17 protein-coding genes are annotated in these 21,020 nt (G+C 59.8%); 13 read left to right on the forward strand and 4 right to left on the reverse strand.

Features of this window, described 5'->3' with window-relative positions:
- Nucleotides 1–47 precede the first annotated feature (47 nt).
- Genes ACEN8R_RS09860 through ACEN8R_RS09870 form a run of 3 tightly spaced genes read left to right on the forward strand, consistent with a single transcriptional unit; the run spans nt 48 to nt 3,739 of the window.
- Nucleotides 48–1,586 (forward strand): efflux transporter outer membrane subunit, encoded by a 1,539-nt coding sequence (locus ACEN8R_RS09860; protein WP_495624815.1) that lies wholly within the window; start codon nt 48–50, stop codon nt 1,584–1,586.
- On the forward strand, nt 1,579–2,718 hold the full coding sequence (locus tag ACEN8R_RS09865) for an HlyD family secretion protein (protein ID WP_018925856.1): 1,140 nt from the start codon (nt 1,579–1,581) through the stop codon (nt 2,716–2,718). The genes ACEN8R_RS09860 and ACEN8R_RS09865 overlap by 8 nt, the downstream gene beginning before the upstream one ends.
- Nucleotides 2,708–3,739: a DUF2955 domain-containing protein gene (locus ACEN8R_RS09870; RefSeq protein ID WP_018925855.1), complete on the forward strand. Its 1,032-nt coding sequence runs from the start codon at nt 2,708–2,710 to the stop codon at nt 3,737–3,739. The genes ACEN8R_RS09865 and ACEN8R_RS09870 overlap by 11 nt, the downstream gene beginning before the upstream one ends.
- Here the strand turns inward: ACEN8R_RS09870 and ACEN8R_RS09875 are convergent.
- Complete coding sequence (locus ACEN8R_RS09875) at nt 3,724–4,176, reverse strand: YMGG-like glycine zipper-containing protein (protein ID WP_064617823.1); 453 nt, start codon at nt 4,174–4,176, stop codon at nt 3,724–3,726. The genes ACEN8R_RS09870 and ACEN8R_RS09875 overlap by 16 nt on opposite strands.
- A complete protein-coding gene (locus ACEN8R_RS09880; protein ID WP_019578879.1) occupies nt 4,173–5,099 on the reverse strand; it encodes a helix-turn-helix domain-containing protein in 927 nt (308 codons plus the stop codon). Before ACEN8R_RS09880 ends, ACEN8R_RS09875 begins: the two co-directional genes overlap by 4 nt.
- Nucleotides 5,100–5,261: 162 nt before the next feature.
- Between ACEN8R_RS09880 and ACEN8R_RS09885 the strand changes: the two genes are divergently transcribed.
- The 7 genes from ACEN8R_RS09885 to ACEN8R_RS09915 all read left to right on the forward strand — a co-directional run bounded on the left by ACEN8R_RS09885 (nt 5,262) and on the right by ACEN8R_RS09915 (nt 12,699).
- Entirely contained in the window at nt 5,262–6,620 is a 1,359-nt protein-coding gene (locus ACEN8R_RS09885; protein ID WP_018925852.1) for a glutamine synthetase family protein, read from the forward strand.
- Nucleotides 6,621–6,670: 50 nt separating this feature from the next.
- On the forward strand, nt 6,671–7,759 hold the full coding sequence (locus ACEN8R_RS09890; RefSeq protein WP_495624816.1) for a polyamine ABC transporter substrate-binding protein: 1,089 nt from the start codon (nt 6,671–6,673) through the stop codon (nt 7,757–7,759).
- Nucleotides 7,756–9,057, forward strand: coding sequence for an NAD(P)/FAD-dependent oxidoreductase (locus ACEN8R_RS09895; RefSeq protein ID WP_495624817.1), 1,302 nt, complete (start codon nt 7,756–7,758; stop codon nt 9,055–9,057). Before ACEN8R_RS09890 ends, ACEN8R_RS09895 begins: the two co-directional genes overlap by 4 nt.
- A 174-nt stretch (nt 9,058–9,231) precedes the next feature.
- Nucleotides 9,232–9,828 carry a paraquat-inducible protein A gene (locus tag ACEN8R_RS09900; RefSeq protein WP_019578875.1) on the forward strand — a complete coding sequence of 199 codons (597 nt, stop codon included), beginning with the start codon at nt 9,232–9,234 and terminating at the stop codon, nt 9,826–9,828.
- The gene (locus tag ACEN8R_RS09905; RefSeq protein WP_086944304.1) at nt 9,825–10,493 is read left to right on the forward strand and encodes a paraquat-inducible protein A; all 669 of its coding nucleotides are present in this window, start codon (nt 9,825–9,827) and stop codon (nt 10,491–10,493) included. Before ACEN8R_RS09900 ends, ACEN8R_RS09905 begins: the two co-directional genes overlap by 4 nt.
- Nucleotides 10,474–12,129, forward strand: a complete 1,656-nt coding sequence (locus ACEN8R_RS09910) for a PqiB family protein (protein ID WP_495624818.1) — start codon at nt 10,474–10,476, stop codon at nt 12,127–12,129. The genes ACEN8R_RS09905 and ACEN8R_RS09910 overlap by 20 nt, the downstream gene beginning before the upstream one ends.
- A 15-nt stretch (nt 12,130–12,144) precedes the next feature.
- Nucleotides 12,145–12,699, forward strand: a complete 555-nt coding sequence (locus ACEN8R_RS09915) for a PqiC family protein (RefSeq protein ID WP_064617815.1) — start codon at nt 12,145–12,147, stop codon at nt 12,697–12,699.
- A gap of 6 nt (nt 12,700–12,705) precedes the next feature.
- Here ACEN8R_RS09915 and ACEN8R_RS09920 read toward each other — a convergent pair whose 3' ends face one another.
- Complete coding sequence (locus tag ACEN8R_RS09920) at nt 12,706–13,977, reverse strand: sensor histidine kinase (protein ID WP_111453316.1); 1,272 nt, start codon at nt 13,975–13,977, stop codon at nt 12,706–12,708.
- A gap of 298 nt (nt 13,978–14,275) precedes the next feature.
- Between ACEN8R_RS09920 and pmrG the strand changes: the two genes are divergently transcribed.
- The 3 genes from pmrG (at nt 14,276) to ACEN8R_RS09935 (ending at nt 18,422) form a co-directional block, all read left to right on the forward strand.
- The gene (pmrG, locus tag ACEN8R_RS09925) at nt 14,276–14,956 is read left to right on the forward strand and encodes a lipopolysaccharide core heptose(II)-phosphate phosphatase PmrG (protein WP_495624819.1); all 681 of its coding nucleotides are present in this window, start codon (nt 14,276–14,278) and stop codon (nt 14,954–14,956) included.
- A gap of 187 nt (nt 14,957–15,143) precedes the next feature.
- Complete coding sequence (gene arnT / locus ACEN8R_RS09930) at nt 15,144–16,865, forward strand: lipid IV(A) 4-amino-4-deoxy-L-arabinosyltransferase (protein ID WP_018925843.1); 1,722 nt, start codon at nt 15,144–15,146, stop codon at nt 16,863–16,865.
- Between the two features lie 27 nt (nt 16,866–16,892).
- On the forward strand, nt 16,893–18,422 hold the full coding sequence (locus tag ACEN8R_RS09935; RefSeq protein ID WP_018925842.1) for an ArnT family glycosyltransferase: 1,530 nt from the start codon (nt 16,893–16,895) through the stop codon (nt 18,420–18,422).
- A gap of 3 nt (nt 18,423–18,425) precedes the next feature.
- Here ACEN8R_RS09935 and secF read toward each other — a convergent pair whose 3' ends face one another.
- Entirely contained in the window at nt 18,426–20,999 is a 2,574-nt protein-coding gene (gene secF / locus ACEN8R_RS09940; protein WP_018925841.1) for a protein translocase subunit SecF, read from the reverse strand.
- Nucleotides 21,000–21,020 lie beyond the last annotated feature (21 nt).

Raw genomic sequence — 21,020 nt, forward strand, 5'->3', positions numbered from 1 at the left:
GGGGACGCTAGGATGACGTTTTCCCGTGACCAACTTACAGTGCTGCGATGCTGACGCGCCCGGCTCCGCTGCTTCTACTGGGGGCCCTCGCTCTTGGCGGCTGCGTGCGTCTGGGACCGGATTTCCAGGCCCCGGGCGAGGCCTGGACAAAACTCTGGAGCAGCCCTGCGCTTGAACAGGCCAGCCAAAGACGCGCCTATCCCGATGTGCGCCAGTGGTGGCAAGTGTTCGCCGACCCGGTCCTCGACGGGCTGATCGCCGAAGCGGATGCGCACAATTCCAACCTGAAAATTGCCGGCCTTCGCGTCATGGAAGCCCGTGCCCGGTTGGGGATAGCCCAAAGCGGACGCTATCCGCAACTGCAGCAGGCCAGCGCCGAGAGCTTGTACATCAACCGTCGGCAATACGGCGGCAACAACCCGCAAGACAGCCATTTCTGGCAACACAGCGTGGGTTTTGATGTCGGTTGGGAGCTGGACTTCTGGGGACGTTTCAGTCGGGCCATCGAGTCGTCAGATGCCAGTTACTTTGCGGCTCAAGCCAATTATGAAGACGTACTGGTACTGCTGCGTGCTCAAGTGGCCGACACTTACTTCTCATTGCGCACCACCGAAGCGCGTTTACGCGTCGCCCGGGAAAACGCCGAACAGCAAAAGCGCAACTTTGAAATCACCGAGAAACTGTTCAACAGCGGCCAGAGCGCCGAGCTCGATTTGCAACAAGCCAAGACCCAGTACCTCGGCACCTTGAGCAGCATTCCGGAGCTTGAAGGGCAAGTACTGCGCACCCGCAACGCATTGGCCGTACTGATCGGACAGCCGCCCAACGCCCTGCCCCGATTGCTCGAAAACCAGGGACTGATTCCGCTGGTAGACCGTGCCGTGCTGCAAGACATACCCGCCAGCCTGCTGTTGCGTCGACCGGACGTACGCGCCGCCGAACTCAACGTCGCCGCCCAATCGGCACTGATCGGAGTGGCAGAAACCGACTTCTATCCATCGCTGACCTTGCTCGGCAGCATCGTCTGGTCGACCGACACGCTGAAGGGCACCTCCAACAGCCTGGACCTGATCGGCGGCCCCAGTTTGCGCTGGAATCTGTTTGATCACGGTCAGATCAGCAACAACGTGCGGGTGCAGGATGCGCGGTTGCAGCAGCTGATCGAGGTTTATCGCGACAAAGTCCGCGAGGCTGCACGCGAAGCCGATGATGCCGCCAGCGGCCTGAGCAAATCACTGGAACGCGAGCGCATCCTGAGCGAAGCGCAGGTCGCCGCCAAGCGCTCGCTGAGCCTGGCCAACAGCCAATACCGCGAAGGCTACTCGGACTTCCAGCGGGTGCTGGATGCCCAACGCGCATTGCTCGAACAACAGGACAATTACCTGGTCAGCCGCAGCAATGCCGTGAGCAACCTGATCGCCCTGTACAAAGCCCTCGGCGGTGGCTGGTACAGCGCCCTGCCAACCGTCGACCCAGGCACTCGCCAACAAATGGAACACCGCACCGATTGGGGCAACCTGCTGCATGAACCAGCCCCTTCACCAGCCCTCTCTTCCACGTCAGACAAGGTCAAAGCCGATGAGTGAACCCTCACCGCCCGCCACTGAAGCGCCCTCTTCCAAGGCGCCCGAACCGGCTGCCGATCCGGCAAAAAAAGGCATCAAATGGGTGCTGCTGCTGATCGTCCTGAGCCTGGCCTGGTATCTGTTGGCTGACCGTTTCACGCCGTATACGCAACAGGCTCGGGTCGGTGCCTTCGTGATTCCGGTGGCGGCTGAAGTGGCCGGTCAGGTGATCCGCGTGAATGTGCGCAACAACCAGGACGTCAAGGCAGGCGATGTGCTGTTCGAAGTCGATCAGCAGCCCTATCAGATAGCCGCCGACCGCGCACGCGCAGATCTTGAGTCTACCCGCCGGCAGATCGGTGCCAGCACTGCCGGCATTGCCTCCGCGCAAGCCTCGTTGCGGGCGGCCCAGGCCAATGAACTCAAGGCCCGGCAGGATAACGAACGCCTTGAAAGCCTGTACCGCCAAGACCGCGGAACCATTTCCGTGCGCCTGCTGGAAGCTTCGCGGGCCAGCCGTGAGCAGGCCGTCAGCCAAGTCGCCGCGGCCCGTGCTGAAGTCCAGCGAGCACGGGAACAGGAAGGCGGCAGCGAGGAAGACAACGCGCTGTTACGCAGCGCCGCCACGGCGTTATCAAAAGCCGAACTCGACATGGCCAACACCCAGGTCCGCGCGCGCTCGGCGGGTTTGATTACTGACCTGCGCACCGACGTCGGGCAATTCGCCTCGGTCGGCACGCCGGTCATGACCTTGATTGCCATCCACGATGTGTGGATCAGTGCGGACATGACCGAGAACAACCTGGGGCGGGTCAAGCCTGGAACTCCGGTGGCGATCGTGCTGGACGCGCTGCCGGGCGAGGTCTTCGAGGGGCGGGTGCGCAGCGTTGGCTACGGCGTCAGCGTGGGGCAGACGCCGGCGCCGGGCACCTTGCCCAGTGTGCAAAACAGTCGCGACTGGTTGCGTCCGGCCCAACGCTTCCCGGTGATCATCGAATTTTCTGACGAGGCGATGCAGGTGCTGCGTGACAGTCGCGCCATTCGTGCCGGGGGCCAGGCCGAAGTCATGGCCTTTCCTGCGCAGAATAATCCGCTGAATCCCTTGGGACGCCTGTTTTTCTGGCTGATGAGTTGGTTGTCTTATGCCTACTGATCGCCCGCCCGGATTCCAACGGGCGCCGCGTCTGGCCGTCGGCACGGCGCTGTGCCTGGCCATCAGCTTCGGCCTGGCACTGCCGATTCCGTTTATTGCGCCGGTGCTTTGCGTGTTGCTGTTGGCCACGCTTAACAAACCCCTGCCATTCAAGGCAGGCGTGATGCTGGCAGTGGTTGCGATGCTGACCACCGGCATCGGGCTGTTACTGATCCCGGTCCTGCGTTATTACCCCCTCAGCGGCGTGCTGCTGATCGGTGTCGGTCTGTTCCTGGCCTTTGGTTTCGGGCTGCGCGGCGGCAACACCTTGGTCGTGACCTTTCTGATCATCGGCCTGACGATGATTTCCTCGGCCGGCGTTGCCGAGTTCGATCTGGCGATAATGGTCATCGGTGCCCTGGTCAAGGCCTTGCTCCTCGCCGTCATCGTCGTCGCGATCAGTCACTGGCTGTTTCCCGACCCGGCCAATGCACCCTTGCCAGCTGCCGCCAGCGCTATGCCGGCGCAAGAAGTGCCAAGGATAGCGCTGCGTGCCACCCTGATCGTGATCCCAGCGTTCTTGTTGGCGCTGATCGACCCGGCCAGTTATCTGCCGATCATTTTGAAAGCGGTCAGTCTGGGCCAGCAGAGTTCAACGGTAACGACGCGCAACGCCAGTCGCGAACTGCTCGGCTCGACCTTGATGGGCGGGCTGTTGGCCATTGTGTTCTGGTGCGCGCTCAGCCTGTTCGTGCACTTGTGGATGTTCTTTCTGTGGATGCTGCTGTTCGGCTTGCTGTTGGCGCGCAAGCTCTATGCCCTGAGTCCGACTCGACAAACCCCGGGGTTCTGGCTCAACAGCCTGATCACGCTGATCATCCTGCTGGGCCAGTCGGTGCAGGACAGTCTTGCCGGCAAAGACGTCTATACCGCCTTCGCCGTGCGCATGGGGTTGTTTATCGCCCTCACGCTCTATGCCGACCTGATGGTTCACCTGATTGAACAGCGGCAGCGAACGCCCGGTGCTCAGGGCGTTACCTGATAACCCCGCCCTTGCAGGCAGCTGGTATAGGCGGTTGAACTGGTCGACGCGTTGGTCTTTTGCTGCGCCCGACGCTCCTGACGCTGGCGCGCGCCACCAACCACTGCGCCCGCCGCTGCGGTTTGCCCGGCCCGGTTCTGGCGATATTCCTGTTTCACATCGTCGTCGACCCCCTCGTAAAACTCGTCATGCTGACGCCCCCGGACCTCAGCGCCCACCGCCCCGGCAGCAGCACCCACCGCAGCACCGCGCAAGCGCCCGCCCGAGGGTGGTGGTGTTGAGGAACTCTGACTCGCCGCGACGTTGCGGCAATCGTTGATGTCCAGCTGGGTTTGTTGCGAACTCTGCCCTTTCAACGGCACAACCGTTTCGGCCTGGACCTGCGTACAGGCCATCGACACTACGACACACAGACTGAAAGACGATAACCGACTCATGATGACCTCCGACAAGGTCCACTGTGTTGGCGGGCGAGCGTCTGGCTGGGAAGCTCCTGGAACAACGCTCGATAACTGCTGGAAAACCGCCCCAAATGCCAGAACGACCAGTGCATCGCCACTTGCGCGACTGTCGTGTCGCTGGCCGTTCGGCTGAGCAACTCACGGCGCGCACTGTTGAGCCGGCGCAAACGCAACCAATGCGAGGGCGTCATCCCGGTGTACGCCTTGAACGCGTGCTGCAACTGACGCAACGAAACCCCGGCCACCTGGGACAGTTCCAGCAAGTTGAGGGTTTCTTCCGGGGTATCGGCGGCCCATTCGGCGACGCGCTTCATGATCGTTCGCTCTTCGGCCCGACGCTGCAAGCCTGCGCGATCCAGGCACACACAAGCGTTATCGAGGATGAACAAACAGTCCTCCAGCAACTGCTGGGTCAATGCCTCTTTGCTCGGCGGATCCAGCGTCTGCTCCAGTCGCGTCAAGGTGCCGCTCAACCAGCGGCTGAACAGCGCGTTCTGCCCGCAATTGAGCGGCGACATGAACAAGCCTTCGAGCCGCGCCACGTCCAGGCCATGCCGTTGAACGAATTGCGGTCCGAACACCACGGCGATTTCCTGGTAGTTCTCCGGGGTGATCCAGATGTTGCGGCTCTCGCCGTTCAACATGTACAGCGAGTTGTCGTTGCGATCGAAACAGAACGCCAGTGAACCTTCGGGGGCGCTGAAATTCTGCTCGACCCGGGTGTTCATCTGCTCTTCGTAAATCTCCACGCCTTGCAAGTCCAGATAGCGCACCCGCCCGGCGAAATGCCCCGGTGACATCTGCTGATAGTGCTGCACCCAACCCGGTGTGGCGCGGATCTGCTCAGCCACGTCGGCGGTGTTGAAGGCTTGAACCTGTAACGGATTGCACGCTGTCATGGGGTGACCTTACGCACTCGTTTGGTGCGTTTTGGTGCTGCTTAAAGTGGATAGATGGAACGCCACGGCTCACCCAAGATAGTCGTCAACGCGCCACAGGGGAAGTGTCCGGTGGATGAAGGCGCCTTCCCCGGCGTAATTCAAACCAACAATGAGGTCTTTATGAATGTCCCTTTCGATCAGCTGTTCACGTGGCTGAAAGATCACAAGATTACCGAGGTCGAGTGTGTGGTCAGCGACTTGACCGGCATTGCTCGCGGCAAGATTGCACCCACCAACAAGTTCCTGCATGAGCGAGGCATGCGCCTGCCGGAAAGTGTGCTGTTGCAAACGGTAACCGGGGACTTTGTCGACGATGACATCTACTACGACCTGCTCGACCCGGCCGACATCGACATGGTCTGCAAACCTGTCGCCGACGCGGTTTACGTGGTGCCGTGGGCCATCGAACCCACCGCCATCGTGATCCACGACACCTTCGACAAGTTCGGCAACCCCATCGAACTGTCGCCGCGCAACGTGCTGAAGAAAGTGCTGCAGCTTTACACCGACAAAGGCTGGCAGCCGATTGTCGCGCCGGAAATGGAGTTCTACCTGACCCAGCGCTGCGAAGACCCGGACTTGCCACTCAAGGCGCCGCTGGGGCGTTCTGGCCGTGCGGAAAGCGGTCGACAGTCTTTTTCCATCGACGCCGCCAACGAGTTCGATCCACTGTTTGAAGACGTCTACGATTGGTGCGAACTGCAGGGCCTGGACCTCGACACGCTGATCCACGAAGACGGCCCGGCGCAGATGGAAATCAACTTCCGTCATGGCGATGCGCTGGACCTGGCGGACCAGATCACCGTGTTCAAACGCACCCTGCGCGAGGCGGCACTCAAGCACAACGTGACTGCGACTTTCATGGCCAAACCCATTGGTGACGAACCTGGCAGCGCCATGCACATCCATCAAAGCGTGGTCGACATCGCCAGCGGCCAGCCGATCTTCGCCGATGCCGACGGGCAGATGAGCGAGCTGTTCCGGCACCACATCGGCGGCCTGCAAAAGTACATCCCCAAAGTGCTGCCGATGTTCGCGCCCAACGTCAATTCGTTCCGCCGCTTCCTGCCCGACACCTCGGCACCGGTCAACGTCGAATGGGGCGAAGAAAACCGCACCGTCGGCCTGCGCGTGCCGACCTCGAGCCCCGACGCCATGCGCGTGGAAAACCGTTTGCCGGGTGCCGACGCCAACCCTTACCTGGCGATCGCCGCGAGCCTGTTGTGCGGCTACCTGGGCATGGTCGAAAAGGTCGAGCCGAGCGCCGCGGTGCAGGGTCGTGCCTACGAGCGACGCAACCTGCGCCTGCCGATCACCATCGAGGACGCACTCACGCGCATGGAAGAGTGCGAAACCATCAAGCGCTACCTGGGCAGCAAATTCGTCCGGGGGTATGTCGCGGTCAAGCGCGCCGAACACGAGAACTTCAAGCGCGTGATCAGCTCCTGGGAGCGCGAGTTCCTGCTGCTCAGCGTCTAAAAAACACACGCCCGCTCCCACAAAGCCAAATAACTCAAAGAGGTGTCGATATGCGTCTATTGAAATCCGTGGTTCCGGTCGCGCTGGCGGTATTGTTCAGCGCCTGGGCGCAGGCTCAGCCAAGCGTCAGCGTCTACAACTGGACCGATTACATCGGCGAGACCACCCTCGCCGACTTCCAGGCAAAAACCGGGATCAAGGTGATCTACGACGTATTCGATTCCAACGAAACCCTGGAAGGCAAACTGCTCGCCGGCCGCACCGGGTATGACGTGGTGGTGCCGTCCAACCACTTTCTCGCGCGCCAGGTGAAGGCCGGTGCGTTCCTCAAACTGGATCGCTCGCAGCTGCCCAACTTCAAAAACCTCGACCCGAAACTACTGACGCTGCTGGAGAAAAACGATCCGCAGAACGCGCATTCCGTACCGTATCTGTGGGGCACCAACGGCATCGGCTACAACGTCGACAAGGTCAAGCAAGTGCTGGGCATTGATCACATCGATTCCTGGGCCGTGTTTTTCGAACCCGAGAACCTGAAGAAACTCAGCCAGTGCGGTGTGTCGATGATGGACTCGGCTGATGAAGTATTCCCGGCAGTCCTCAACTACATGGGCATGGACCCACGCAGCGAAAACCCTGAGGACTTTAAAAAAGCCGAAGCCAAACTCTTGAGCATCCGGCCTTACATCACCTACTTCCATTCCTCCAAGTACGTCTCGGACCTGGCCAACGGCGACATCTGCGTGGCCTTCGGTTACTCCGGCGACGTGTTCCAGGCGGCCAATCGCGCCAAGGAAGCGAAGAACGGCGTGAACATCGCCTACTCGATCCCCAAGGAAGGCAGCAACCTGTGGTTCGACCTGCTGGCAATTCCCGCCGACGCCAGCAACCCGAAAGAGGCCCACGCCTTCATCAATAACCTGCTGGACCCGCAAGTGATCGCCAAGGTCAGTGCCTCGGTGGGCTATGCCAATCCGAACCCGGCGGCCAAGGCCTACATGGATGCTGAGTTGGTCAATAATCCTGAGGTCTACCCACCCCAGGACGTCCTCGACAAACTCTACATCTCCACCACCCCGCCCCAGGCGATCATGCGTCTGATGACCCGTTCCTGGAGCAAAGTGAAGTCCAACCAATGAATCAGCATGACAAGCAACATGCCCGCTCCTATTACGCGGCATCGGCCAATGGCATGGCACCCTACCCTACGCTGGATTCGGACCTTGAAGCCGATGTCTGCGTGATCGGTGGCGGGTTCACCGGGGTCAACACCGCGATCGAACTGGCACAGCGCGGGCTCTCGGTGATTCTGCTGGAGGGCCGGCGGATCGGCTGGGGCGCCAGCGGTCGTAATGGCGGGCAGTTGATCCGTGGCATTGGCCATGACGTCAGTGGGTTCGCCCGTTATGTCGGCGAGGAAGGCGTGCGTTATCTGGAGCGTGCGGGCATCGAGTCCGTGGAGCTGGTGGGCAATCGCATCCGTGAACATGGCATCGATTGCGACCTGCGCTGGGGCTTCTGCGAACTGGCCAATACACCGGCGCAGTTCGCTGCGTTCAAGGCAGAGCTGCAAAGCCTCGCCGAGTTGGAGTACGCCCATGAAACCCGACTCGTCGGCCCCGAGCAGATCCGCCAGCAAGTGGTGGGCTCGGACCTTTATGCCGGCGGCCTGATCGACATGGGTTCGGGGCATTTGCATCCGCTGAATCTGGTGCTCGGCGAAGCGCGGCTGGCGCAATCTCTCGGGGTACGGATTTTCGAGCAGAGCCCAGTGCTGGAGTTGGTCCACGGCAGCCCCGTGCAGGTTCGCTGCGCCGGCGGTACAGTACGCGCCGGCAGCCTGGTGCTGGCCTGCAACGCACATCTGGAAGAACTCGAACCGCGCCTGAGCGGTAAGGTGCTGCCGGCGGGCAGTTACATCATCGCCACCGAACCGTTGGCACCCGAGGTGGCCGCTCAGCTGATCCCGCAGAACCTGGCGCTGTGCGACCAGAAAGTCGGTCTTGATTACTACCGGCTCTCGGCGGATCGACGTTTGTTATTCGGCGGTGCCTGCCATTATTCCGGGCGCGACCCCGTGGACATCGGCGCCTATATGCGGCCGAAAATGCTCAAGGTCTTCCCGCAATTGGCGGATGTGCGCATCGACTACCAATGGGGCGGCAAGATCGGCATCACCGCCAACCGTTTCCCCCAGGCCGGCCGCCTGAGCCAGTACCCGAACGTGTTCTACGCCCAGGGTTATTCCGGCCATGGCCTGAACGTGACCCACTGGTGCGCCCGGTTGCTGGCCGAAGTGATACAGGTCGGCCACAGCCGGGGGCTGGACGTGTTCAGCGCCGTGCCGCATATGACCTTTCCCGGCGGACGAACCCTGCGCTCACCGCTGCTGGCGCTTGGCATGTTCTGGTACCGGTTGCGCGAATTGCTTGGCTGAGATTCGTGGTAATGGCTTTGCACATACCCTGAAGCCGAAGTGCAGTCTGCTACAAATGCCCTCTAGTGCCGCATTCGGGTTATCCCTGGAGTAGCCTTTAGATTTGCTCAATCGCAAGTCACTTCTATATTGAGGGAGTGCTCTGACTTTTCTGCCTCCCGGCGAGTGCTGCCCATGGCGACGACTGCTCCATTGATCATCTGCGAGCACTGCGACTGCGTGTATGAAAAAGTCACGCTCGCCAAACATCAAAAGGCCCTGTGTACACGTTGCGGCGGTGTGCTTGCGCGTTACAACGGCTTGTCGGTGCAGCAACGCCTGGCGCTGAGCTTCACGGCGGCCGTGCTGTGGACTTTCTCGAATTTCTATCCGGTCATGACCATCAGCCTCAAGGGCATGAAGAACAGCGCGACGCTGTGGGATTCGGTGGTGGCGCTGAGCCAGGGGCCGATCACTTTCATTGCGTTAGTGGCGGCGATTTCCATCATCATCGCGCCGATGTTCCAGCTGCTCCTGTTGATCTGGGTATTGAGCTTTGCCCTCACCTCCCGACGTTCCCCAGGCTTCAAGCTATGCATGCGCTGGCTGGAAACCCTCAGGCCCTGGAGCATGCTGGAAGTCTGCCTGCTTGGGGCGATGGTCGCGGTGTTCAAACTCGCCGGGCTGCTGGATGTGCTGCCGGGTATCGGCATGTTTGCCCTGGCGGTCCTCAGCCTGTTGCTGATCCGCATCGCCGGGCGCGATGTACGTGATTTGTGGGACACCCTATGAACAGGCCACCGCTCGCCAGCGAACTCAACCTGTGCCTGTGCCACAGTTGTGGCATGGCCTGCGACATGACCGATCAACCTCACGAATGCGAACGCTGCGGCGCGCCGTTGCATGCCCGCAAACCTGACTCTCTGACCCGGACATGGGCCTATCTGCTGGCCTCACTGGTGTTTTATATCCCGGCCAATCTGCTGCCGGTCATGAACACCAGTCTGTTCGGCAACGGCTCCGACAGCACCATCATGAGCGGTGTGCTGGAGTTCTGGGCACACGGTGCATGGGACATTGCGCTAATCATTTTCATTGCCAGCATCGCGGTGCCGGGCATCAAGTTCGTTGCTCTCTCCCTGCTGCTGATCACGGTGCAACGCGGCAGCTTCTGGGCGCGCAAGGAACGTTCGAGGCTTTACCGTTTTGTCGAGCTGATCGGCTACTGGTCGATGCTCGACGTCATTGTCGTTGCGCTGGTGGCGGCATTGGTGAAATTCCAGGCCCTGGGCGATATCGAACCGCGCCCGGGCATTCTGTTCTTTGGTCTGGTGGTGGTGTTCACCATGCTGTCGGCGATGAGTTTCGACCCGCGGCTGATCTGGGATAACGAGCGGGATAGAGCGCTGCAAAACCCACAAGATGAGGAGCCCATGGATGAAGTCCCAAGCCACTGACGGTCCGCAAGCCCCTGGCCAAGCCGCGATCAAGACCCGTCGCTTCAGCGTTTCGCTGGTATGGATCGTGCCGATCGTAGCGGTGTTGGTGGGGATTTCCCTGGTGGTGCACAGCTGGCTGCAGGAAGGCCCGACCATCACCATCACGTTCAAGACCGGTAGCGGCCTGGTGGCCAACAAGACCGAGGTCAAATACCGCAATGTGGTCATCGGCCGCGTCTCGGAAGTGAAACTGAGCGGCGACCAGAAACGCGTCGACGCCACGATCCAGCTCGACAAACAAGCTGAAAGCTTCACCCGGGAAGACTCGCAGTTCTGGGTTGTGCGGCCGCGCATCGGTGCCGGTGGCGTTTCGGGCATCGATACCTTGCTGTCGGGCGACTACATTGGTGCCGACATCGGCCAGGCCGATGCCCGCTCCAAACACTTCATCGGGCTGGAAAACCCGCCGCCCATTACCTATGGCGAACCGGGTAAACGCTTCATGCTGCACACTCAGGACCTCGGCTCGCTGGACATCGGCTCCCCCGTCTACTACCGCAAGATCCCCGTCGGGCAAGTGGTGGCGTATGAACTGGATGCCGACGGCAAAGGGGTGAACATCGAAATATTCGTGCACGCACCCAACGATGCCTACGTTACCGAGAACACCCGGTTCTGGAACGCCAGCGGTATAGATGTGAATGTCGGCGCCAACGGTTTTGCGGTGAAGACCGAATCCCTGTCGGCCCTGTTGGTGGGCGGCATCGCGTTTCGCGCGCCGGAATACAGCCCCAACGACCAAGTGGCGGCCGAGGATAATGCCTTCGACCTGTTCGAGGATGAGCATACCGCCCTCGCCCCGCCCAACGGCAAGGCGCAGTACCTGAGCTTGCGATTCGATCAGGCATTGCGCGGGCTCAAGGTTGATGCACCGGTGGAATTCCTCGGCATAGAGATCGGCCGGGTGGTGGCAGTCAATCTGGATTTCGACGCGAAAAAACGCAGCTTCCCGGTCAATGTCGGCATCGTGATCTACCCGCAACGCCTCGGTAAGGCTCATCTCAAATTGCTCGAAGCCTTGAAACATGACCCCAACGATGAAGCCGCCAGCGTGCGCCTGATCGGCTCCTTCATCGAAAACGGCCTGCGAGCCCAGGCCCGTAACGGCAATCTGTTGACCGGCCAGCTGTACATCGCGCTCGACTTCTACCCCAAAGCTGAAAAAGTCGTGTTCGATCCGACCGCCCGTCCCGTCGTCATTCCCACCATTCCCGGGAGCCTTGAGCAGTTGCAGGAAAAACTCGAGAGCATGGTCAACAAGATCAACCAGCTGCCCATCGAACGCATAGCCGGCAACCTGGACAGCAACCTCGTCGAACTGCGCAAAGGACTCGCACAATTCAACGCCAAGACCCTGCCCGGCGTGCAAACCACCCTGTCGGACGTCAGCAAGACCTTGCAATCGGCCAGTTCGACCCTCGCCGAAGATTCGCCGCAACGGGAACAACTGAGCCAGACCCTGGACGAGCTTGGACGCATGTCGCGCTCGTTGCGTGAACTCTCGGACTACATGGGACGGCATCCGGAATCGCTGATTCGCGGCCGCCCCGACAATGCCGCGCCGATGGATCTGCAAGGGCCACCGCGCAACTGACCACAGGAGCTACCCATGGCATTTTCGCTGAAGATCACGCTGGTCACTGCGTTGTTGCTACTCGCCGCTTGCCGCAGTGAGCCGATTCAATTCCACACCCTGACCCCGGCTCAACCGAGCGGTGCAAGCGGCGGAGCGGACATCCAGATCGAAAGCATCACCGTGCCGCCCCAGGTCGACCGTCCGCAGATCGTCATTCGTCAAGGCAACGCCGGCCTGGCAATCCTCGAAACACAATGGTGGGGCGCAAGCCTGTCGGAGGAACTGCGCAGTGCCCTGGTCGATCAACTGGTCAACAGTAACCCGCAGCGCAAAGTGTCGTTGCGCCTGGACGTTCAGCGTTTTGATTCGATACCCGGTCAGTACGCATTGATCGACGTCAAATGGCGCCTGCGCAAACTCGGCGAAGGCGATGCTGCATTAGTCACCTGCCGCAGCACCTTGCAGACGCCTTCCGGCACGAGTATCGATGAGTTGGTGGTGGCTCATCAGAACAATGTGAAGCGCTTGGCCGCCACCATCAGCCAGGCTACCGCCGGCACATCGAAAAGCTGCCCGGCAACTAAATAACAGTCATCAGACGCCTTCCAGTTCAATGGTGAAACAACTGCCGTTGGGCTGAAGGCTGCTGTGTTCCACTCGCCAATTCTGATGGGTGCAAATCCGTTGGACCAGTGAAAGCCCCAGTCCCAGGCCTTCTCCCCGGCGCTCGTCACCGCGAACGAACGGTTGAAACATCGTATGGCGTTTTTCTTCCGAAATGCCTATGCCACTGTCTTCGACGCTGAAACCGCGCGCCCGCAGGGTCAGGCGAATGTAGCCGTGATCGGTGTAATGCCAGGCATTGCGCAGCAAATTGCCCATGACCGATCGCAGGAACGTCAGGTTATGGCGATCCGACGAAACCTGTTCATTGTCGTAGATAAACTCGATGCCTTTTTCCCGGATCAGCGGCGCCCAGATATCCACGAGAGCATCGGCGACTTCTTTGAGCGTCGCACTTGCTGCGGTATCAGAGTCTTCCCGATCGCGAGCCAGCATCAGAAACGTATCGACCAATTGCCGCATTTCGTCGCTCGCGCGGGCAATTCGACTGACTTGAGCCACGGAGCGCCGGTCAAGCGAGGGATTGGCTAGCAGCAATTCGCAGGAACTGCCCAATACCATCAATGGCGTGCGAAGTTCGTGGCTGACATCGCTGGTAAAGAGTTTTTCCCGGTCCAGTGCCTCACGCAACCGGCCCAGGGTCTGATCGAAGGCAAGTGCCAGCGCTCCCACTTCGTCGGCCGCGTAGTCGGGATGAAGCTCAGGGGCCAGTTCCAGCAACTGCTCACGTTGACGCACCTGGTGCGCCAGACGAATGACCGGCGCCATCACACGCCTGGCCAGCATCCGGCCTAACAAAACCGCGAGCAGGATGCTCAAGACGAACCCGACGACCACCACCGAGAATAACGCCTGTTCACGCTGTTCGACGCTTCGCCGGTCTCGCAACAAAACGTATTTGCGACCGCCCACCAGGCTTACCATGGCGTAGTACTTAGAACCCGCGTAGAGCGTTTCCTGAAAACCTGGTGCAAGCGCCGCCAGTTCCTTATCCAGCGCCATCGCACCCGGACCTTCCTGGATGAAAAACAGTTCGTCTTTCTCCGGCTGATGGCTCCACCCGGCGCTGTTTTCCATCGACAGCAAGCGGTGCAGCCCTCCTACCAGGCGGGAAGCCGTGATATTTCGATCCACCACATGCACGGTCGCGACGATGCCCATCGCAAATACGCCCGCGACCAAGGTACTCATCAAGGCAAATACGATGACAATCCGTTTATTCAGACTCAGTTTGAAATCCATTCTGTTGCTTGGCTCCACTGCCGGTTCAAACCGCGCCATCTGCTGAATCGGGCCGATGCCGCAGAGCCGAGACGCGAACCAAAGATAGACCATAGACCACTGTACGTGGTGTTCAAGACAAGCGCTGCAACAACCAACTAAAAAAAGTACTGAAATTTTTCTACGCAAATTTTTCACATCCCTTTCACCACTCCGACACCTGCCTTGAACTAGTGTCTTTCCAGGCCCCTTCAAGCGTTGTTACGCTGGGTTGTATTTGAAAGTTGTTCTCTATTGCGTACCGACGGGTAAACAAAACATGGTTGATCATGTATCGCGCAAACAGCCAGCGGCACGAATCGTTAAGTCGCGGCTCGGCAAACTGGTCGCGGCAACGGCCGCTCTGGTTATCGCGGCACTCGTCACGGGGTTTGTCTGGTGGCCCAGATCTCCGATCAACCTGGCGACCGCCGGGTCCGAAGCGACCAACAGCCTGGTCGATCGCTGGCAAGCCGGTGAAGTGGCGGTACTGGTTCGCCATGCGGAACGCTGCGACCAGTCCAGCAATCCGTGCCTTGGCCCCGCCGACGGCATTACCCGAGTCGGCAGCGAAGCCGCCACAGCCGTGGGCCAAGGTTTTATGCAGCTGGGCATGACCCAGACCGATGTGCTGAGCAGCCCAGCCACCCGCACGGCACAAACCTCGCGTTACATGTTCGGCAAAGACGCGATGACCCAGGAATGGCTGGTCAGCTGCGGTAAAACCCTGCGTAACGATGTGGTGGCGCACAAGCAAGCCCATCGAAACCTGGTGTTGGTCACGCACAGCGGTTGCATCAGTGATTTCGAAGCCCAGACCGGTTTCGAGCACGCGACGACCAGTAAGTATGGCAGTGCCTTGTTCGTGCAAATTGCCGCCGACGGGCAACCTCAGGTACTCGGCATTGTGAATGCCACTGACTGGCAGACGCTGTTGCACGGCAAAGCCTTGAAACAATAATCGCGGAAAAAAAAGTCGAAGCCGAGAAAGCCTTTTTGCTCGGGCAGACTATAACTAGTCCGTAACCATTAGATGGCTGACGCAACTTCTGTAGTCCACATCGCTATTGTGTTGCTTTATGTAAAAAGTTCCGCTAGTGCAAGCGTGCACCTGGCGGAGCAACTTCCTTCTGCGCCAAGGTCGAGTCATGACGTCCAATAACTTGTTGCCCCACCCCGACGGCTCTTTATTGCGTGGCACCGCGCGTGCGCTGCCCATCACCGAACGCTGGATCGTGCCCGGCTTGCTGCTGGCGTACGTGGTCTTCTACCTGCTGCCGCTAGTCACCCATGGTCTATGGATTCCCGATGAAACCCGCTATGGCCAGATCAGTCAGGAAATGCTGCTGAGCGGTAACTGGGTGTCCCCGCACTTCATGGGTATCCGCTACTTCGAGAAACCCATCGCCGGTTACTGGATGATCGCCATCGGCCAAGCGGTGTTTGGCGACAACCTGTTTGGTGTGCGTATCGCTTCGGCGCTGAGCACCGGGCTGAGCGTCTGGCTGACTTACCTGATTGCTCGCCGATTCTGGAATGATCCGGGCAAGAGCTTTATCTGCGCCTTGCTCTACATGAGCTTCGGCCTGATCGCCGGACAAGCCGGATACGCCAACCTCGATCCGCAATTCACGCTCTGGGTCAACTTGAGCCTGGTCGCGTTGTGGTTTGCCATCGATAGCCATTCCTCCCGCGGCAAACTCGGCGCTTGGGCGCTGTTGGGTTTTGCCTGTGGCATGGGCTTCATGACCAAGGGCTTTCTCGCCTGGTTGTTGCCGGTGTTGATCGCCCTGCCCTACATGATCTGGCAGCGACGCCTGGGCGAGCTGTTGCGCTACGGACCACTGGCGGTGGTCGTGGCGGCGGTGGTCTGCCTGCCGTGGGTGCTTGCCATTCATCATCAGGAACCGGACTTCTGGCGGTTTTTCTTCTGGCACGAACACATCCGCCGTTTTGCTGGCGAAGATGCGCAACACGCGCGCCCGTGGTGGTTCTATTTGCCGCTGCTGGTCGCCTCGAGCCTGCCGTGGGCTGCCTTGTTGCCAACGACACTCGTCCAGGCCTGGCAGCAAAAGCGCCAGCCCGTGATCGGTTTTCTGTTGCTCTGGATGCTGTTGCCGCTGGCGCTCTTCAGCTCGAGTAGCGGAAAACTGCCGACCTACATCATGCCGTGCCTGTTGCCATTGGCATTGCTGATGGGACACGCAGTGATGGAGCTATTGAATCAAGGACGAGGCCGGATCATTCGCATCAACGGCGTGATCAACGTCGTCATCGCCACCAGCGCCCTGATCGCCCTGCTTTATCTGCAAGCCACCAAGGAAGTCTACGAAAACACCGAGATGTTCACCCTGTCCCTGGCGTTCATCGTGTTGCTCGGCTGGATCATCACCAACGCCTTGCAGGTGCTGCGTCCATTGATATTCTGGGCCATGCCGGCACTCGGCATCTGGCTGCTGGTAGCGTTGTTGCCGGCAGCGATGCCGGCGCAGATCGTCAATAGCCAAATGCCTGACCAGTTCATCGCCGAGCATCTGGATGCCTTGAGTCAGACGACATCGTTGCTCAGCAACGATCTGGGCGCGGCGTCAGCCTTGTCGTGGCGCCTGAAGCGACCTCAGGTCGATCTGTTCAACACTGTCGGCGAGCTGAAATATGGCCTCGACGATCCCGCCATGGCGTCACGTAAAGTCACCCTGGACAACGTCGGGCAATGGATGACCGAGGCCCGCAAAAAAGGCGCGGTCGGCGTGGTGATGCGGGTTAACAGTGTCGCGGAGATGCAGGAAGTCGAGATGTTGCCCATCGATGGCAAGCGCTATCAGCGCGGCCACCTGGAGATTCTGATATTCCCGCAGAGCCAACCCTGACACCGTTCTTCCTACAGGAAACCCGCTATGAACCTTCGGGCTAGTGACAGGGGCGCCTTGGCGCTCCTGCTCGGCGCCTCTGCGCTGATTTTGTTGTTGGGCCTGGGCACGCGGGAGTTATGGGGGCCGGAAACCCGCTGGGCCAACATCGCGTTGCAAATGCTCCAGAGCGGTGACTATTTCGATCCCTACCTCAAGGGCGGGCCGTATTACGACAAACCGCTGCCCTCCTACTGGCTGATCACGGCCACCGCCTGGCTGACCGGCGGTTTAGGGCACTGGTCATTACGCTTGTCTTCGGTGGTTGCCGCCTGGCTGAGCGTCTGGCTGGTGTACTTGATCGGCGAGCAGCTAATGCGCAAAGGCACCGGATTGATTGCCGGGTGGATGCTGGCGACCACCTTTTATTTCGTGTTCTGGGCACGGGTCGCCACCGCCGACATCCTCACCGTCTGCGGTGTGCTGGCGGCGGTGTGGTGGTATTGGCGCGGGCCGCAAGACACGCGTTTCAGCCGTTACCTGGTGTTTTTCCTGCTGTTGTCCCTGACCTCATTGTTCAAAGGCCTGATCGGCTTCATTCTGCCGGGCTTGCTGCTATTACCGCATGTGGTGCAGGACGGTCGCTGGAAAAGCCATCTCAATCTGCGGCTGTGCGGCGCCCTGGTCATCGCCGGGGCGTTTTACATGACGCCATTCATATTGTCGCACCTCTACGGCGCGCCGACTTATGGCGAAAGTGGCCTGGGCCTGGTGCTGCGGGAAAACGTCGTGCGGTTTTTCCAGCCCTTCGACAACATCGGACCGATCTACACCTATTTGATTTACCTCCCGGTCTACACTCTGCCATGGGCGCCTTGCTGGATGCTGGGGTTGTGGTTTGCGCTGCGCCACTGGCGCAGCGTCGAACCCAATACGCGCTGGCTGGTTTGGGGGTTGGGTCTGTTGATGCTGTTTTTCACGGCCAGCGGCAGTCGACGCAGTTACTACGTATTGCCCCTGGTGCCCTTCGCCCAGTTGCTGGGCGCCTGGTGGATCACCCGGCGAATGGCCGAACGCAATGCCACAGACAGGTTCGGTAGTCGCCGATTGAAAATCGGTTTCGGCCTGACCGCTGTGTTGTTGATGGCGATACTCGGTGTGTTCTATCCCTGGACCAACGGCGGTGGCGGCGTGGTTCAGTTCGGTGAGACGGTCAGGCTTGAGGCCAGCAAACGCGCACCGCTCAATACATGGCGCATGGTGATGATCGAGGTGGACAACAAAGTGCCGATGTACCTGCAAACCGGCGGCGCCCCCTTCTATTACGTGCAGCAAAGCCAGGACTTTCCTCGCACCGGCGATACCGCCGCGCTGATGACCTGGCTGGACAACACCAGCGGCCAGCACTGGGACCCGCAACGCACCATCGTTATCACCCAGTACCGCAACGGTGATGCAGTACCGCTGGACTACCTGAGTGCCGACCATCAGGTCATCACCACCACGCCCACCAACGGCGAGCGCATATTCCACGGCCGTGAAGACCAGAGCGTGGCGTATATTCCCCGGGCCGAATAGGTGTCAGTGCAGGCGCTTGCTGTCGATCTTCGTCGCCAGGGTTTCCAGCGCCTCAGTACACGCAGTCAGATCCGGCGACCCGGTTCTGACTTGCTTCAACGCCCGGTCCAGGGACTTGTCGATGGAGGTCCAGCCTTCAGGATCAATCGGTCGCAGTTGTTCCTCGTTTTGGTCCCAGGCACTTTCCAGGTCAGTGATCCTGGCCCTTGCACCTTTCATGTCGCCACTGCCCAGTAGCTTTTTGGTGTCGGTAATGATGGCCATCAGGTAGGACAGATCGCCCATCGACCCGGCGGGAGTGGCCGCTACGGGAATGGCGGCACTGATCTGCTTGCTATCAAACTTGGCCAGCAGAGTCTTCAAGGCTTCGGCACAGGCTTGCGGATCCGGGTTGCCGGAGCGCAGTTGGGACAGTGCACGGTCAATCGATTTATCGACCGAAGTCCAGTCAGCCGGCGACTTCGGCTGCAAGGTTTCTTCGGCTTGATCCCACGCTGTTTCCAGATCGGTGATGCGAGCCTTGGCTGCTTTCAGGTCGCCGGCGTCCACTAAACGGGCAGTGTCTACGGTAATCGTCCGGAAACTCGACAAATCGCCAAGGGAACCGGTCACCGTCGAGGCGCTCACCGTCGTTTTACCGGCCGTTGCCTGAGCCGGCACCCAGAACCACCCACCGACGCCGACCGTGCAGACGAACAGCAGTGCCCCCAGGAACGGCGTGGACGCCAGATGCGGGACACGCTTGGGGCTGAGTTTCAATGTTGAACCAACCTTCGCCACCCGAAAGCTTCGCCGGGAAAGCGTCAGCCAGATAGCGCTGGACATGAAAATCGACGACACCGCGCCGGATATCAGACCCAGCACCAGAGCCAGCGAGAACATCTGCAACGGTTCGCAGGCAAACAGATACAGGCAGGTCGACGCCATCACCACTGTCAGCACGGTGTACAGCGAACGCCTCAGGGTCTGGCTGATGCTCAGGTTGATCAGGCTCCACAAGGCCAGCGCATCCACCGGCGGGGACTTTTTCACGTTTTCGACAATGCGTCCGAAGATCACGATCTTGTCGTTCAGTGAATAGCCGATGATCGTCAGCAATGCAGCGATGTAAGTGACGTCGATCTCGAACTTGAACAGCGAGAAGATCGCCGAAACGATGAGGATGTCCTGAACGATCGGCAGCAAGGTTGCCAAGGCGATGGCCCAGGAGAAACGCAGGCCGATATAGATTGCGATGCTGGCGAATGCCGCAATCACCGCATAAATGGCCCGAGTGGCAAAATCCCGTGCAACGCCCGGGTCTGCGGTGTTTTCCTCGTACTCTACGGTCTGATACTTACCCTTGAACGCAGTAATGATCTGCTTCAGATCAGCGGACTTGAGCACTTCATCGAAGCGTACGGCGATGTGCTGATTCTGTGCACCGCCCACGGCCACGGTGGCCGGGATGGTGCCCGCCCCGGTCATGATTTGCGTGGCGGTTTCCTGAGTGATCGCACGGTCGACGTCGATGTCCAGCGCAGTGCCGGCGGTAAAATCAATGTCCAGGTTCAGGCCGTGAGCGCGGTAATACAGCGAGCCGGAAACGATGGTCAGCAACGAGACCACAATCGCCGTTTTACCCAGGCCCAAGAAGTTGAAACGGCGAGCCTTGGTGGCGCGCGGCTTGCTCTTTCCGATCAACCAACGCTGGCTGACCCACTGGGTATCGACCAGCCACAGCATCAGCTGGCGAATTAGCAAGAAGTTAGTGGCGACACTGATCACGATGCTCACCAGCATGGTCAGCGCAAATCCTTGAATCGGCCCGATGCCGGCCGCGAACAAGGCAATCATCGCCAGCGCGGTCACCAGGTTTGCATCACGTATCGTCGGCTGCGAGCCTTTGAAACCGTTATCCACGGCTTCGCGCAGAGACCGGCCAAGGTCGATTTCCTCGCGAATACGTTCCAGGCAAATGATGCTCGCATCCGCCGCCATGCCAATGCCCAGCACAAACGCGACCACCGCCGACAGCGACAAGGTGGCACCCGAGGCGGTGAATACAATCAGCAATAGCCACAGGTAGACCAGCGTACAAAACGCGGCGATCAAACCGGCAGTGCGGTACAGCCCCACCAGCAACAGGAAAATACAGGCGATGCCGATCAAACCTGCCTGAACGGTTTCCGCCAGCGCGGTTTTGCCGAGTACGCTGCCGACGGTCTGGGTGTATTTCTCGGTCAGCTGCGTGGGCAACCCCTGCGAACTTCCGAGCAGCGAGCGTGATTCTTCGGCGGACGTCAGGCCTGCCAGTTTCACCCGAATATGGTTGGCGCCCTCGACCCGGATGTCCGGTTCGGTAATACCAATGCTGTCGGCGCGTTTACTCAGGATCGCGACCGTCTGCAACAAGTCATCCTTGGCGAGCCGGGTTTTGCCCGGTGCCGGGTTCACAACGTAATAAATCTCGTAACCACCGCGAAACTCCAGCCCGAAGCGCACATGAGTGGCCAGGCTGGAAAATGTCGCAGCCACCAGACAGGCCAGCAGCCCCGTCAGGAGGATGAACGACAGGCGTCGACTGGAAAGGCTCATGGAAGAAATCCAGAAAAGGGA

This window comes from Pseudomonas sp. Pseusp15 (genome assembly GCF_059492165.1).

Bases quoted from the DNA above. Each gene is read 5' to 3' on its own strand.
- ACEN8R_RS09860 (WP_495624815.1), top strand. From the start codon at position 48: ATGCTGACGCGCCCGGCTCCGCTGCTTCTACTGGGGGCCCTCGCTCTT.
- ACEN8R_RS09865 (WP_018925856.1), top strand. From the start codon at position 1,579: ATGAGTGAACCCTCACCGCCCGCCACTGAAGCGCCCTCTTCCAAGGCG.
- ACEN8R_RS09870 (WP_018925855.1), top strand. From the start codon at position 2,708: ATGCCTACTGATCGCCCGCCCGGATTCCAACGGGCGCCGCGTCTGGCC.
- ACEN8R_RS09875 (WP_064617823.1), bottom strand. From the start codon at position 4,176: ATGAGTCGGTTATCGTCTTTCAGTCTGTGTGTCGTAGTGTCGATGGCC.
- ACEN8R_RS09880 (WP_019578879.1), bottom strand. From the start codon at position 5,099: ATGACAGCGTGCAATCCGTTACAGGTTCAAGCCTTCAACACCGCCGAC.
- ACEN8R_RS09885 (WP_018925852.1), top strand. From the start codon at position 5,262: ATGAATGTCCCTTTCGATCAGCTGTTCACGTGGCTGAAAGATCACAAG.
- ACEN8R_RS09890 (WP_495624816.1), top strand. From the start codon at position 6,671: ATGCGTCTATTGAAATCCGTGGTTCCGGTCGCGCTGGCGGTATTGTTC.
- ACEN8R_RS09895 (WP_495624817.1), top strand. From the start codon at position 7,756: ATGAATCAGCATGACAAGCAACATGCCCGCTCCTATTACGCGGCATCG.
- ACEN8R_RS09900 (WP_019578875.1), top strand. From the start codon at position 9,232: ATGGCGACGACTGCTCCATTGATCATCTGCGAGCACTGCGACTGCGTG.
- ACEN8R_RS09905 (WP_086944304.1), top strand. From the start codon at position 9,825: ATGAACAGGCCACCGCTCGCCAGCGAACTCAACCTGTGCCTGTGCCAC.
- ACEN8R_RS09910 (WP_495624818.1), top strand. From the start codon at position 10,474: ATGAAGTCCCAAGCCACTGACGGTCCGCAAGCCCCTGGCCAAGCCGCG.
- ACEN8R_RS09915 (WP_064617815.1), top strand. From the start codon at position 12,145: ATGGCATTTTCGCTGAAGATCACGCTGGTCACTGCGTTGTTGCTACTC.
- ACEN8R_RS09920 (WP_111453316.1), bottom strand. From the start codon at position 13,977: ATGGATTTCAAACTGAGTCTGAATAAACGGATTGTCATCGTATTTGCC.
- pmrG (WP_495624819.1), top strand. From the start codon at position 14,276: ATGGTTGATCATGTATCGCGCAAACAGCCAGCGGCACGAATCGTTAAG.
- arnT (WP_018925843.1), top strand. From the start codon at position 15,144: ATGACGTCCAATAACTTGTTGCCCCACCCCGACGGCTCTTTATTGCGT.
- ACEN8R_RS09935 (WP_018925842.1), top strand. From the start codon at position 16,893: ATGAACCTTCGGGCTAGTGACAGGGGCGCCTTGGCGCTCCTGCTCGGC.
- secF (WP_018925841.1), bottom strand. From the start codon at position 20,999: ATGAGCCTTTCCAGTCGACGCCTGTCGTTCATCCTCCTGACGGGGCTG.